A 12,224-nucleotide genomic window follows, 5' to 3' on the forward strand; every position below is an offset into this window, starting at 1 on the left:
CAACGGCAATTCAGACGACCAGATCGCGCATCGGCTTCATCGCCGCGGACTCCGGGAACACCTTGTCGCCGAGCACCGCCGCCGAAAGCCCGAACTGGTCGGCGAGCAGGCCTTTCAGCACCGCCCTGACATCGCTGGTCGGCGCCAGGTCGCGCTGCTCGTAGAGCTGGGCCGGCTTCAGGCCCGGCCAGTCGGCTATGACGCGGCCGCCCTTGATCGCGCCGCCGGCGAGCAGCACCACCGACCAGGGCGGCGTCCGGCGGCATGGAGCCTTTGGCCGGGATAGCCACGTCAGCTCCTTGTTCAGGCCCAGCGCGGCGCATGAACCCGTTTTCGGCGCGATGCGCTCAGGTCGGATCGGTTGCTGCGGTCGAGGGGGCCAGGCCGGTGAAGCGGCTGGCCCCCGCGCACGCTTACCAGTGACGCCAGCGGTGCCAGACCCGATGTGGGTGCCAGACAGGATGGGGGTGCCAGACGTGGAAGACCGGGCCGGGCCGGTAATAACGCGGATACACAACCCCCCGATTGGGCACGCAGCGCCCCCAGTGGTTGGGATGCCAGCCGGGGCCGCAACCCCATGCCACATGCTCGATCAGCGCCGGGGCGCTTGGCTGGGCCAGCATCGGCGTGGCGGATGCCGCCGCAACGGTCGCGGCCGTTCCGGTCAAGGCAAGCGCGGCGGCGGCCGCGTATTGTGTCAGACGGTTCATGACGATACTCCAAATGGTCTCGAAGTTGAAAACCTGTTCGCACCAAGCTGTCCGGCAGGTGTGCCCTTCTTGCCTTAAACGGCGGCTTCGGCGCATTCCGTCGGTGCTTATGGCGATTTTTTTGGCGCCGGCGGCAACCCGGCGCGTCTTGTCAGCCCCTCAGCCAGAACGCCGCGATCCTCTGCCGAACTTGCCGCGGCGAACTCGACGATGCGCTGCTCCAGCCGCATGCGCATGGTGACGTCGGCGTTGCGGGCCCGCTCGAGCGCGGCTGTCAGGGCTGCCGTGTCGAGGGTGGGCTGCCGCAGCAGGTCGGCGGCCTCGCGCCTGGCCTGCTGGCCGTCGAGGATGACCTGGCGGGATTCGCGCCGGACCTCACGCAACGCCTTGCGGAATATCCTGCGTTCCTGGTCCGGAAGCCGGCCTCCGACCGCTTCCAGCGAATAGCCCTGGCCCGCCTTGCCACTTCTCAGCCAGACTGCGCCGCCGGCAAGGGCGCCGGCCAGGAAGACGTTCAGCGCCACGGACGCGATGAGGAGCTTGCGGCCCGTGCTCATAGGTTTTCCTCGATCGTGTCGTCGGGACCGGCATCGCCGAACGCCGTCGTATTGGCGTCCAGCACATACTGATCGGGCTGAACCTCAGGCGTGGCGACGATCACCAAAGCCGATCCGGCAACCGCGCCGGCCAGGCCGATGCCGGCAAGTCCCAGTCCCAGCCACCACAAACGCTGGCGCGAGCGTTGGGCAAGATGCCGGTCGGCAGCCCTCACTATGCCGCCGTGCAGCGCCTTGCCGGGCGCCTCGACGCGATAGCTGTCGAGCAGGGCGTCGAGCTTGCCGGCATTCCTCAGAATAGCCGCGCCCGCGTCGCTTGCGGCAAGGATGCTGCCCGCCGCGCGTTCGGCCTGTGGCCATCGCCGCAAGTCGCCGCCATAGGCTGCCGCCAGCACGGCAAAGCGTTCGGCATCCATCGTCGGTGCGTCCCTGGATCGGTCAGACATCGGTCTTTCCCTTGCCTGTTGGCCCCTTGCCCGCTGGCATCGCGTGCCCGCACGGCGCGGCGATCATCGGAGCCGGCCGCCAGGCGGTGTCGGCAAGGCGCGAACGCTGCGCCTTCATGGCGGCGCGGTTTTCATTCATGGACACCGTCCCTGGCCAGGATCGCCTGCAACGCCCTGCGGCCGCGCGAAAGCAGGCTCTCCAGGGCATCGACGCTGATCTCCAGGGTCGTGGCCGCCTCGATGTTCGACATGTCCTGATAGTAGACCAGGATGATGGCTTCGCGCTGGCGCGGGGCGATGGCTTGCAGGGCCTGTTCGACGCGCTGCGCGTCTTCCCGCGGCTGGGCATCCGGAAGCGGCGCCGGGTCCATCACCTCCGGCAGATCGTCTGTCACCCATTCGCGGCGGCGGCGCAGCCGGTCGTAGCAGAGGTTCAGCGTCACCCGGTGGATCCAGGTGTCGAAGCGTGCATTGCCGCGCCGCCAGCCCGAGGCATGGCGCCAGATTCGGACGAAGGTCTCCTGCGCGACATCCTCGGCTTCTGCCGTGTCGCCCAGCATGCGCACGGCAAGCGCCAGGATACGCGGCAGTTTGCGCGCGACGAGCGTTTGCACGGCCGCCGGATCGCCGGCGCCGACACGGCGAACCAGCTCCTCGTCCGGATCCGCGCTCATCGGCTGGCGCACCCCTGATGGTCATCGCGTGCCATTACCCCCGTTCATTGCTCCGCCTTGGGAGCGGTTTTATGGCCCGGCATTTCGTCGACGCTCAGAACGCCGTCGCCATTCTTGTCCAGCCTGGCGAAGCGCTGGGCGAAGAACGCATCGAGCTCGGCGCGGTCGATGAAGCCGTCATGGTTCGAGTCCGCGCGCGCGAAGGACTGTGTCGGGTCGCCCTTGGTGCCGCGCTTTGCCTGGAGGGCCTCCCATTCCAGCAGGCTGATCTTGCCGTCGCCATCCGTGTCGGCGGCCATGATCGCCTTCTCACGCCGCTTCTGGAACTTGGCCAGCGTGATTTCGGGCCTGGTCTTTGACGTGGCTGGCGCGGCAGCGGGGGGCGGTGCAGAAGGGGACGTCGCGGCCGGAGGCTGTGTCGCCGTCTGGGCGAACGCCGTGGCGGTCAGCAGGCTCAAGGCAGCGGCAAGGATCGAACGGCGTATCATGCTGGCGTCTCCGGTTGGCGCGCTGCCATGGCATTGTGCCGTGGCGACGCTTCTCCCGTTAAACGCAGCGGCGGTAGAAATCCGTCGGTGACTTTTGGGCCAGCAGGCGCATGCCGCAACAACGCGCCCGATCGGGCGCTGCTTGCGCCATGTTCGAACCCTTCAGCCGAAGGGCAGGAACTAGAGCAATTCCAAGAAAAGTGTGTACGGTTTTCCCGGGAAAAGCGCGTAGCGCTTTCCCTATGGAATTGCGTAAAAACAAAGAGATAGAGCGTTTCGCCGCTTCCGCGAAACGGTGAACCGTTCTATGTCGATTGGTCCGCCACCACCAGCTGGTCCGGCTTGAAGCCGGCATGCTGCGGGGTCCATACATCGCCCTCGCGGTTGAACCAATGGCACATATATGTGCCGGAGGCGGCACCGTCGCTTATCGTCATCTTCGGGCCTCCGGACTTCAGCTTGACGACGTCTCCGGTCTTGAAACTGTTGGGCATTTTGACCTCCCATGCTGACGCCGGGAGTTTCACATCAAACCTCGGTCTCGACAATGGCGGATGCATTCGGCCAGCATCGCGATCCACAGTGCCAGGCGGCGTTTTGAGGTCGGGTCTCGGTCCCAGTTGTAGATTCGGTCGCAGTTGCAGCAATGTGTCTTGCCGTTTGCTGTCGAAATTGGATGTTGAAATTCCTGTTCGGCTGGTGGAGATTGATCCTCTGCTGAGTATTGAGCGCGGCTATCGCTTCGGCGATGCTGCCGATCTGGCACCATGAGTTTCGGACGGAGTTCTATCGAACCGTGATCAGAAGCAACAAACAACAGCAACCCGCATGCAGTCTCGTGCCGAATACAGTAGAGTTGCGACATTGAGTGAGAGAGGCTTGAAGCGCTTGGGGAAAAGCGAAGGGTTCCCATCAGAGCGCCGGAGGAAATGATTCGTCACGTTATGGTTGCTGCCTGCCCCAACGATCAAGCCGCTGATCAACGCCGGCTGGCAGGGGGGAGTACATGCCCGGGAAAGCATTGAGAGGAGGCCGGTTTGGCGAAGGCCAAGGGGATCGCTCTGGAGATTGCAGAGCATAGCGCAGCGAATCCCGATGCACAGAAGCCGCTGCGCAAGCGCTTGTTCGATCACCCGCTTCTGGTGGTTAAGCGGAAACTGTTATATCGCCTGCTGCATCCCCAGGCGCCACGGCACCCTGTGCCGCTTACAAAGCCGGTCCTCATCGTAGGCTCCGCGCCGGTCTCACACCCGCCGGTGGGTTTTCAGCGCGATGCTTTCACACTCTTTACCGTGAATGGCTCGCAGACCGTCACGGCCCGCTGGGGGATGGGTACCCCTGACGCGACATTTCTTTACGTCAACCAGCTTGACGCGACCAAGCCAAACGCTGTGGCCGTGCGCGCCGTCTTGACCGGCCAGGAGACCGATCTGCTCTGGATTGTGCGCGCACACCGCACGATGGAGGAATTGCGCTGCAACATCGCGGCCTTCAACTACCGCTGTCGCGACCTGCGCACGATGACCCGTCACCAGCGCATGGCGCTCTACGAAGCAGTGATGGGTGTGCCCAATTTCGAGATGCATCTGGAGGAGAAGTTCTCGACCGGGATCACGGCGGTCCTTTACGCCTTGCATAACGGCGCGCCGGCCGTGATCATCACGGGTATTGACCCGGGTTCGCACGGCCATGTGTACAACAAACTGAACATCGACCGGATGCACGTCGGTTCCGACCGTGCCACCCTGCTGGCGCTGTTGGCGCTCGGTTTCCCCCTTTATACGAGCGATCCGCATGTGGCGGGCTCGCTCGGTCTGCCACTCTGGACAGGCCAGTTCGGGAGATGTGAGGTCAAATAACAACGGTCGATGTGGCTTGCTGGTGAGCTGTCTCAAATGTGAGTGCGACGATCCGCTCGACAGCTCCGTCGTGAAGAGGTGCGATGCCGGTTGCTTGGCACTTGTCGCGCAAAAACACCATCGACACCTTCAGAGATGAAACGCTCGTGGCAACCCGGACACACGGCATTGCGAATGTGCTTCTGGTCTTCCGCGTGCAGTGCTGCCATGCTAGATTCGTCTAAATTCACATCAGATTATAGAACTGCCACATGATACCAATCTACATTGGCTATGATCCGCGCGAATCCCGAGTTCTGGACGTGGCGCGATGGAGCGCCTATCGGCGGACAAGCACCCCGTTGCAGATACAGCCGCTCGTGCTCAAGGACCTTGTAGCCCAAGGAATCATGACGCGACCGATGGAAGTACGTGACGGTAAGCTCTGGTGCCCGATTTCCGAGGCGCCGATGGCGACCGAGTTTGCCATATCGCGCTTTGCCGTTCCGTTCATGGGGCAAAGCGGCTGGGCCATGTTCTGCGATTGCGACGTCCTGTTTCTGAAGGATCCGGTCAAACTGCTCGATCTGCTCGATCCTTCCTACGCGATCATGGCGGTCAAGCACCAGCAACGCGAATCCGAAGCGGTCAAGATGGACGGACAAACGCAGACGTTCTATCGCCGCAAGAACTGGTCGTCGGTCGTTTTATGGAATCTGGATCATCCCGCCAACAAGCGGCTGACCAACGAGATGCTCAATACGTGGCCCGGACGTGACCTCCACGCCTTCAAATGGCTTGAGGACCACGAGATCGGCGAATTGCCCCTGGCGTGGAACTACCTCGTCGGGGCTTCGGCTTCCGAACTCGATCCCGCCGATGTCTCGCTGGCGCATTATACGCTCGGCGGCCCTTGGTTTGCGGGTTGGTCCGGCACCACGCAATGGGACGAATTGTGGAGCCGGGAAGAGAGCATCCTGCGCGCGTTTGAGGAACAGGCGGTTCAGATTCCCGGATGAAAACTCCGCTTTCGGATCTCTTGCCAATCTTCCAAAAACCAATTCTTCGCCTGCCCAGGGCCACAGGTCCCGCCTTGGTGATGGGGTCGGCGCCGAATTTTCGCCTCCCGCAGGGATATGATGCCGATTGGGCACTTGTGACCGTCAATGCTTCCCAGCTTTTGGCGGAAACCGTCGGCCTCCCCGTTCCTGATATCGCCGTTATCCGCCGCGGCATTTTTGTCGACGCCAGCGAACAGGATTTCTACAAGCGTGATCTGTTAAACGGACGCCAGGCAAAGCACCTGATCATCCCGGTTTGGCCTGATGTCGAGGACAAGCTGAAAGCCGGTTGTCGCACCTTCGACTATCGTTATGAAACCTTGCAGGCGCTTACCAAATGGCAGCTTGCCAACGTCGTCTGGCAGCTTAGCGGCAAGTATCATATGTTCCGCGGCTGGCACCGGAAAATCTCCACCGGAGCCTTCGCGATCATACTGGCGCGTTTCGCCGGTTTCGCCCCTGTGGTGGTCAGCGGGTTTTCCCTGTCCCAGGCCGGGCATGGATACGACACCCGAAATGCCTTTCGATATCACGCCAACGAAGATGCGGCCCTGCTTCGACGGGTGGTGAGAAGAGGCGAACCGATCTACGCGGAGGACAAAGACTTCGCTGCCGAAAGTGGATTACCCTTGTGGCAGGGACAGATGTCATGACGACGACAGCAATGGCTGGGGAAGTGGTGCCGCTTGCGTGACTCGAACACGCGACCCCATCATTACGAATGATGTGCTCTACCAACTGAGCTAAAGCGGCCCGGGAAGCGTTAGGCCTCCAAGATGGGCTGGGTGATAGACTCAACCGACGGCGAATTCAAGATGGACGATTGCGAATTCAGGATGCGGCCCGGCAATTCGTGTTGCGCGTCGTTCCGCCCCGACGCATCGCCGACAAAGCCGGCTGCACGCCCTTTGCCCGTCGGCCGGTACATGGCGCCTGTCCCGTGCCTCCATCCCGGCAAAGATCGATGAAGCATGTTGATTTCGTTGCCGGAATACCGCCAAGATGGACTTTGGACACTCCAACGAGGCAGAATGCGGACGCTCGCCCGTTGATTGATTGGTCGGCTGCGGCTAACGATCATGGCGAGGTTTGGGCAACGCACAGAGGGATCTCGCTTGGACGCAATCGAAAAAGCGATCCGGAACGCCCTCGAAAGAGGCAATGCCGAGGACCGCGCGTACCGCGAGAAGGTCTATCGCTCGGCTTTCGCCGCGCTCGACCGTGCGCTCCAGGCCAATCCCGGCGTGACGGTGGAAGTCGCCATCAAGCGCCGCAAGGCGATCCAGGCCAAGATCACCGAAATCGAATCCGAGTTTCTGCCGGCGGTGCCGGATGTCGCTCCCCAGGCTGAGTCCGATGCACCGGCGGTCGAGCTTCCGGCGAGCCCGGCCGCACCCGCCGCAACCGGCGAGAGCGCCGCACCGCCCGCAGTTTCCGTCGACGAGCCTGCGCAGCCGGCTGCCGATGCCCCGCGCTCACGCGTCTTGCCGGTCGTTCCAGACATCATGCCCGACGCGACCCTTTCCGGCGTGCCGTCCATCGACATGTCGGCTCCCGCTTCGTCCGAGGCGACGGCTGAAGTGGCGCCCGATCGCGACGAGAGGCGCATCAGGGGCCGGCGGCTGCCGCTGACCGCCATCTTCCTCACCGTGACGCTGCTCGCCGCGGTCGGCATCGGGCTGTTTTTCGCCATGCAGACCGGCGTCTTCAAGACCCAGGCTCAGCTCGACACCGCGCCGCCCGAAGCGCCGCCGACCGTCGAGGACGACGATTTCACACCGGCCGATGGCGAGACCGGGCCGGAAAAGCCTGGCGCTGCCGATCAGGCGCGCAACTGGATCAACGTGTTTTCGCCCACCGACCCGGCGCATGTCAGCGCTCCGTCGGACGCCAAGGCGGAAACGATGAAGGACGATTCCGGGCCATTCCTGCGCATCCAGTCCGGCGCTTCCGGTTCGGCGATCAGCTTCGATGTCGGGCAAGGCGTGCTGGAGAAGCTCGCCGGCAAGCACGCCGTGTTCGATATTGTCGCCCGCGCCGAGGACGGCAAGGACACGCAGATCTCGGTCGACTGCAATTTCGGCGAGCTTGGTGATTGCGGCCGCAAACGCTATGCGGTCGGCCAGCAGCGCAACGAATATCTCTTCGACGTGAAATTCCCCGACAAGCGGCCCGGCTCGGCCGGAACGATCGCCATCAACTCCGATTTCGACAAGCAGGGCAAGGCGGTCAACATTTACGAGATCCGCGTCTCCGTCGAGCCTTGAGCGCCGGCACCGGAGAGGGTGCGATCAACGATCGAGCAGCGCCTGCAGCGTCTCGATGCGGTCGGCCTCGTTGGCGGGCTTGTCCCAGCGCAGCCGCGAGATGCGGGGAAAGCGCATGGCAACGCCGGATTTGTGACGCGTCGAACGGTTGAGCCCTTCGAAGGCGACTTCCAGCACCAGCCCGTTGTCACGGTCGGCGCGCACCGAGCGCACAGGCCCGAAACGCTCGATCGTGTTGTCGCGGACATATTTGTCGATCTGCCTCAATTCCTCGTCGGTGAAGCCGAAATAGGCCTTGCCGACCGGCACCAGTTCCTCCTCGCCTTCCGCTCCGGACCAGACGCCGAACGTGTAATCGGAATAGAAGCTCGAGCGCTTGCCGTGGCCGCGCTGGGCGTACATGAGCACGGCGTCCACCGTGTGCGGGTCACGTTTCCATTTGAACCAGGGCCCCTTCGGCCGGCCGGCGACATAGGGCGAATCCCAGCGCTTCAGCATCACGCCTTCGATGATCGGGTGCGGCGGCGCCCGGCGCAGTTCCTCCAGCGCCTGCCAGTCCGAGAACGCGACGAATGGCGAAAGATCGAAGCGGCTCGGGTCGAGCGTTTTCACGAAGTTTTCAAGGCGGACGCGCCGCTCCCGGAAGGGCAATCCCCGCAAATCCTCCGCGCCGACCTGCAAAAGGTCGTAGCAACGCATGAAAGCCGGATATTGCTGCTGCATCTTCAGTGACACCGTCTTGCGGTTCAACCGCTGCTGGAGATCCGAGAATGTCCCTGTCGCTTCCCGGGGATCGCCGACCAGCAATTCCCCGTCGAGCGTGGCCGAGAAAACCATCGCCTCGGCGAGGTCGGGAAAGGCGCCGGAGACATCGTCGCCGGTGCGCGAATAGAGCCGGCGGATGCCGCCTTCCGACACCGCCTGGACGCGGATGCCGTCCCACTTCCACTCGGCCGCGTAATCGGCGGGGTCGAGCCTCTCGAGATCGCCGTCGCCGACCGGGTTGGACAGCATCACCGGCCGGAACAGTGCCCGCGCGGCCCTCTCGGGCTTTGCGGCCTTGCCTTCCAGCCATGCGAACAAGGCTGTGTACGGCGGCGACAGCCCGTGCCAGAGTTCCTCGATCTCAGCGACGTCGACCTTGCCGAAATCCGCCAGCGCCTGCTTGGCCAGCCGCGCCGACACGCCGATGCGCAACCCGCCGGTGACCAGCTTGATGATGGCGAAGCGGGCCGAGATGCCGGCACTGTCGAGCAGGTTTGCCAGCACTTTCGGCCCGTCGGAGCGGCTCGCCGCCTGCAGCTTCGCAACCACCTCGCCGAGCGTCGGCTCACGGTTCGGTATGGTTCCGGGCATCTGCGGCCAGACCAGCGACACGGTCTCGGCGAGATCGCCGACATAGTCGTAGGAATAGCCGAACAGCACCGGGTCCATGCGTTCGGTCACCAGCATGCGCAGCATCGCCGGCTTGATCGCGGCGATGTTGAGATCGCCGGTGATGGCAGCCAGCGCCAGCCCGCGATCGGGATCCTCGACGCTGCGGAAATAATCGGTCAGCAGCGTCAGCTTGCCGTTGCGCGACGGCGTCAGCACAAGGCGGTCGAGCAGTTCGGCGAAGCGATTCATGCCATCAATCGCCCTCGTCCTCATACCCCACCAGATGCAGTGGCCGCGCCGCGATGCCTTCGAGTTCGCACCAGCGCACCAGCGCCTCCTCGCGGCCGTGTGTCACCCAGATTTCCTCTGCGCCGGTCTCCTTGATCGTGGCGGTCAGTTCGTCCCAGTCGGCATGATCCGAAATGATCAGCGGCAGCTCGACGCCGCCCTGCTTGGCGCGCTGGCGGATGCGCATCCAGCCCGAGGCGAAGCAGGAGATCGGATCGGGAAAGCGCCTCGCCCAGCGATCGGCGAAGGCGGCCGGCGGACCGACGACGATGGCGCCGGTGAAATCATCCTTGCTGGCGCTCTCCACTGTCGCCGGCTCCAGCGTACCGAGATCGATGCCCTGGCTCTGGTAGTAGTCGCTGAGCTTGGCCAGCGCGCCGTGGATATAGATCGGCCTGTCGTAGCCGGCGTCGCGCAACAGACGCATCACCCGTTGCGCCTTGCCCAGCGCGTAGGCTCCGATGAGATGCGAGCGTTCGGGGAACTGCGCCGCCGATTTCAGGAGCCGCGCGATCTCCTCCTCGTCCGGCGGGTGGCGAAACACCGGCAGGCCGAATGTTGCCTCGGTGATGAAGACGTCGCACGCGATTGGCTCGAACGGCAGGCATGTCGCGTCCTGCTGCCGCTTGTAGTCGCCGGAGGCGACGATGCGCATGCCCTGATGCACGACCGCGATCTGCGCCGAGCCCAGCACATGGCCGGCCGGATGAAAGCTGATGTCGACGCCGTTGAGGGCAATTCGCTCGCCCAGTCCTGCCGTCTGTGTCGTGCCTGCAAAACCCTCGCCATAGCGAAGCTCCATGATGTCCAGCGTCTGCTGCGTCGCCAGCACCGACCCGTGGCCGGAGCGTGCGTGGTCGGAATGGCCGTGCGTGATCAGCGCCCGGTTGACCGGCCGCACCGGGTCGATGAAGAAGTCGCCCGGCGGGCAGTAAAGGCCCTCGGGCCGGGGATGGAGCAGGTCGCTGGCGCGCATTGTTCCAAGATAGTGGCTAATTCGGGCGCGGGAAGCCTGTTGCAAGAGACTGCTGACTCGGCCTACAGCCAAGCGCCGGGCAGCAGTCAGGCGACGCGGTCTGAGGCCTGTGGGTGCCTCTGCTGCGAAAAAGCCCCAATCGCATGCCGGATTATGTCGGGGCAGTGTCGTACGGAGGGATTTTCCATGCGCTGGAACATGATGGCCTTGGCCTCTTGCCTCGTTATGGCGGGCTGTGTCGGCAACTCCATGTCCGAGCGCCAGGACGAAAACGTCCAGTCTTCACTGCAATATGACAGCGTGCCTTGCGGCCAGTTGCTGGCGCAACGCAACGCCCTGGCTCGGCAATACAATCTGTCCCAGCAGGCCAAGCCGACATTCTCCAACCCCGCGATGGGCTTCGGCCCGTTCATTCCGGATATCCGCTCCAAGACCAAGCGCGATGCCGACAAGGCAAGCGGCGAGATCGACGCCATGAACCGGTCTATCGAGCGCCGCGATTGCGGCAAGCCGGACAAGCAGAAGAAGTTCGCTCTGCCCGGCTGACGCATGTCGCCTAAGGCGATCCCGATGACCACATGCCAGCGGCCTAATATCCCGCTTTGCGGTCCACCAGGTTCTCCAGCTTTTCGCCCCGCTCGAAGGCGTCCATCTGGCGCAGCATGATCGGCGCCAGGTGGACGGGATCGGACGTGGCCGCGGCATGCGGCGTCACGAATACTTTCGGATGGGCCCATAGCGGGCTGGTCTTCGGCAGCGGTTCGACCTCGAACACGTCGAGGCTCGCTTCCTTCAGCGTGCCGTCGTCCAGCGCGCGCACGATGTCGGCATCCTTCTGCAGGCGGCCGCGACCGGCATTGATCAGCACCGAGCCACCAAGACCGTTGCGCTTGCGCAATTCCTTCAGCACGCCGTAATTGATGATACCCTTGGTATCCGGCGTCAGCGGCAGCAGCACGACCAGTATGTCTGTGGCATTGAGGAACGGGATCAGCCCGGCCTCGCCGCAATAGGTCGCGACACCTTCCATCGGCCGGTCGGTGCGCGACCAGCCATTGACCGCGAAGCCGAGCGACAGCAGCGCCGACGCCGCCGCGCGGCCGAGACTGCCGAGCCCCATGATGCCGACAGAGATATCTTCAGCGGTGCGCTGCGCCGGCTCGCGCCATATCTTCTTCGGCTGCTGCGACCGGTACAGCAGGCCCTGGCGGTGATGATCGAGCACCCGCCAGACGACATATTCGGTCATGTGCTGGGCCAGGTTGCCGGCGACGACCTTGACGATCGGCACGTCCGGCAGGCTGGGATCGGAGAAGATGTGGTCGACACCGGCGCCGATCGAGAAGATGGCGCGCAGATTGGGCAGCGACCCCAACAGGTTCGGCCGCTGTTTCCACACCACCGCATAGGTGATCGAAGGATCGCTGGCGCCGTCCGGCTCGAGCACCACCTCGCGCTCTGCGGACAGCAGTTCGCGCCAGCGCTGCGGGTGAAAGCCGGTGACGGCAAGCAGGATTTTGCCTTTTTCCATTTATGGATTTT

15 protein-coding genes, 1 tRNA gene and 1 pseudogene are annotated in these 12,224 nt (G+C 63.7%); 5 read left to right on the top strand and 12 right to left on the bottom strand.

The annotated features are described in order from the left end of the window. Positions 1 to 10: 10 nt before the first annotated feature. The 8 genes and pseudogenes from LB547_RS14475 to LB547_RS14510 all read right to left on the bottom strand — a co-directional run. Positions 11 to 244 (bottom strand): annotated as a pseudogene (locus LB547_RS14475) (hypothetical protein); the annotation flags it as partial. A gap of 169 nt (positions 245 to 413) precedes the next feature. After that, positions 414 to 710, bottom strand: a complete 297-nt coding sequence (locus LB547_RS14480; protein WP_140496949.1) for a GCG_CRPN prefix-to-repeats domain-containing protein — start codon at positions 708 to 710, stop codon at positions 414 to 416. A gap of 107 nt (positions 711 to 817) precedes the next feature. Next, complete coding sequence (locus LB547_RS14485; RefSeq protein WP_140496947.1) at positions 818 to 1,267, bottom strand: periplasmic heavy metal sensor; 450 nt, start codon at positions 1,265 to 1,267, stop codon at positions 818 to 820. After that, on the bottom strand, positions 1,264 to 1,713 hold the full coding sequence (locus tag LB547_RS14490) for a hypothetical protein (RefSeq protein WP_140759406.1): 450 nt from the start codon (positions 1,711 to 1,713) through the stop codon (positions 1,264 to 1,266). The genes LB547_RS14485 and LB547_RS14490 overlap by 4 nt, the downstream gene beginning before the upstream one ends. Then, a complete protein-coding gene (locus tag LB547_RS14495) occupies positions 1,706 to 1,852 on the bottom strand; it encodes a hypothetical protein (protein ID WP_181165287.1) in 147 nt (48 codons plus the stop codon). The genes LB547_RS14490 and LB547_RS14495 overlap by 8 nt, the downstream gene beginning before the upstream one ends. Further along, the gene (locus LB547_RS14500; protein WP_140496943.1) at positions 1,845 to 2,387 is read right to left on the bottom strand and encodes an RNA polymerase sigma factor; all 543 of its coding nucleotides are present in this window, start codon (positions 2,385 to 2,387) and stop codon (positions 1,845 to 1,847) included. Before LB547_RS14500 ends, LB547_RS14495 begins: the two co-directional genes overlap by 8 nt. 44 nt (positions 2,388 to 2,431) lie before the next feature. Next, on the bottom strand, positions 2,432 to 2,875 hold the full coding sequence (locus LB547_RS14505; protein WP_140759408.1) for an EF-hand domain-containing protein: 444 nt from the start codon (positions 2,873 to 2,875) through the stop codon (positions 2,432 to 2,434). Positions 2,876 to 3,180: 305 nt separating this feature from the next. Continuing rightward, positions 3,181 to 3,369, bottom strand: a complete 189-nt coding sequence (locus tag LB547_RS14510; protein WP_140496939.1) for a YodC family protein — start codon at positions 3,367 to 3,369, stop codon at positions 3,181 to 3,183. Positions 3,370 to 3,912: 543 nt separating this feature from the next. On the opposite strand from LB547_RS14510, the gene LB547_RS14515 reads away from it, so the two are divergent. From LB547_RS14515 to LB547_RS14530, 3 genes are all read left to right on the top strand, one after another. Continuing rightward, positions 3,913 to 4,734, top strand: coding sequence for a membrane-anchored protein (locus LB547_RS14515; RefSeq protein ID WP_224618237.1), 822 nt, complete (start codon positions 3,913 to 3,915; stop codon positions 4,732 to 4,734). 389 nt (positions 4,735 to 5,123) lie between these two features. Continuing rightward, positions 5,124 to 5,732: a hypothetical protein gene (locus tag LB547_RS14525; RefSeq protein ID WP_224518983.1), complete on the top strand. Its 609-nt coding sequence runs from the start codon at positions 5,124 to 5,126 to the stop codon at positions 5,730 to 5,732. Further along, on the top strand, positions 5,729 to 6,427 hold the full coding sequence (locus LB547_RS14530; protein WP_140759410.1) for a hypothetical protein: 699 nt from the start codon (positions 5,729 to 5,731) through the stop codon (positions 6,425 to 6,427). Before LB547_RS14525 ends, LB547_RS14530 begins: the two co-directional genes overlap by 4 nt. Positions 6,428 to 6,451: 24 nt before the next feature. On the opposite strand, the gene LB547_RS14535 is transcribed toward LB547_RS14530, so the two are convergent. Continuing rightward, positions 6,452 to 6,527, bottom strand: a tRNA-Thr gene (locus tag LB547_RS14535). Between the two features lie 362 nt (positions 6,528 to 6,889). Between LB547_RS14535 and LB547_RS14540 the strand changes: the two genes are divergently transcribed. Further along, entirely contained in the window at positions 6,890 to 8,041 is a 1,152-nt protein-coding gene (locus LB547_RS14540; protein WP_140496901.1) for a hypothetical protein, read from the top strand. 24 nt (positions 8,042 to 8,065) lie between these two features. Here LB547_RS14540 and LB547_RS14545 read toward each other — a convergent pair whose 3' ends face one another. Continuing rightward, positions 8,066 to 9,667 (bottom strand): cisplatin damage response ATP-dependent DNA ligase, encoded by a 1,602-nt coding sequence (locus LB547_RS14545; RefSeq protein ID WP_140759412.1) that lies wholly within the window; start codon positions 9,665 to 9,667, stop codon positions 8,066 to 8,068. Positions 9,668 to 9,671: 4 nt separating this feature from the next. Then, positions 9,672 to 10,682: a ligase-associated DNA damage response exonuclease gene (locus LB547_RS14550; protein WP_140523790.1), complete on the bottom strand. Its 1,011-nt coding sequence runs from the start codon at positions 10,680 to 10,682 to the stop codon at positions 9,672 to 9,674. A 249-nt stretch (positions 10,683 to 10,931) separates the two neighbouring features. On the opposite strand from LB547_RS14550, the gene LB547_RS14555 reads away from it, so the two are divergent. Continuing rightward, on the top strand, positions 10,932 to 11,228 hold the full coding sequence (locus LB547_RS14555) for a hypothetical protein (protein WP_224655872.1): 297 nt from the start codon (positions 10,932 to 10,934) through the stop codon (positions 11,226 to 11,228). 43 nt (positions 11,229 to 11,271) lie between these two features. On the opposite strand, the gene LB547_RS14560 is transcribed toward LB547_RS14555, so the two are convergent. Next, positions 11,272 to 12,213 (bottom strand): 2-hydroxyacid dehydrogenase, encoded by a 942-nt coding sequence (locus tag LB547_RS14560; protein WP_140496893.1) that lies wholly within the window; start codon positions 12,211 to 12,213, stop codon positions 11,272 to 11,274. Positions 12,214 to 12,224 lie beyond the last annotated feature (11 nt).

The sequence above is a fragment of the Mesorhizobium sp. B264B1B genome (assembly GCF_020165765.1).
In the GTDB taxonomy this organism is placed as follows: domain Bacteria; phylum Pseudomonadota; class Alphaproteobacteria; order Rhizobiales; family Rhizobiaceae; genus Mesorhizobium.

What these genes read in the sequence shown, in the direction of transcription:
- LB547_RS14480 (WP_140496949.1), bottom strand. Translation starts at nt 710, where the DNA reads ATGAACCGTCTGACACAATACGCGGCCGCCGCCGCGCTTGCCTTGACC.
- LB547_RS14485 (WP_140496947.1), bottom strand. Translation starts at nt 1,267, where the DNA reads ATGAGCACGGGCCGCAAGCTCCTCATCGCGTCCGTGGCGCTGAACGTC.
- LB547_RS14490 (WP_140759406.1), bottom strand. Translation starts at nt 1,713, where the DNA reads ATGTCTGACCGATCCAGGGACGCACCGACGATGGATGCCGAACGCTTT.
- LB547_RS14495 (WP_181165287.1), bottom strand. Translation starts at nt 1,852, where the DNA reads ATGAATGAAAACCGCGCCGCCATGAAGGCGCAGCGTTCGCGCCTTGCC.
- LB547_RS14500 (WP_140496943.1), bottom strand. Translation starts at nt 2,387, where the DNA reads ATGAGCGCGGATCCGGACGAGGAGCTGGTTCGCCGTGTCGGCGCCGGC.
- LB547_RS14505 (WP_140759408.1), bottom strand. Translation starts at nt 2,875, where the DNA reads ATGATACGCCGTTCGATCCTTGCCGCTGCCTTGAGCCTGCTGACCGCC.
- LB547_RS14510 (WP_140496939.1), bottom strand. Translation starts at nt 3,369, where the DNA reads ATGCCCAACAGTTTCAAGACCGGAGACGTCGTCAAGCTGAAGTCCGGA.
- LB547_RS14525 (WP_224518983.1), top strand. Translation starts at nt 5,124, where the DNA reads ATGACGCGACCGATGGAAGTACGTGACGGTAAGCTCTGGTGCCCGATT.
- LB547_RS14530 (WP_140759410.1), top strand. Translation starts at nt 5,729, where the DNA reads ATGAAAACTCCGCTTTCGGATCTCTTGCCAATCTTCCAAAAACCAATT.
- LB547_RS14545 (WP_140759412.1), bottom strand. Translation starts at nt 9,667, where the DNA reads ATGAATCGCTTCGCCGAACTGCTCGACCGCCTTGTGCTGACGCCGTCG.
- LB547_RS14550 (WP_140523790.1), bottom strand. Translation starts at nt 10,682, where the DNA reads ATGCGCGCCAGCGACCTGCTCCATCCCCGGCCCGAGGGCCTTTACTGC.
- LB547_RS14555 (WP_224655872.1), top strand. Translation starts at nt 10,932, where the DNA reads ATGTCCGAGCGCCAGGACGAAAACGTCCAGTCTTCACTGCAATATGAC.
- LB547_RS14560 (WP_140496893.1), bottom strand. Translation starts at nt 12,213, where the DNA reads ATGGAAAAAGGCAAAATCCTGCTTGCCGTCACCGGCTTTCACCCGCAG.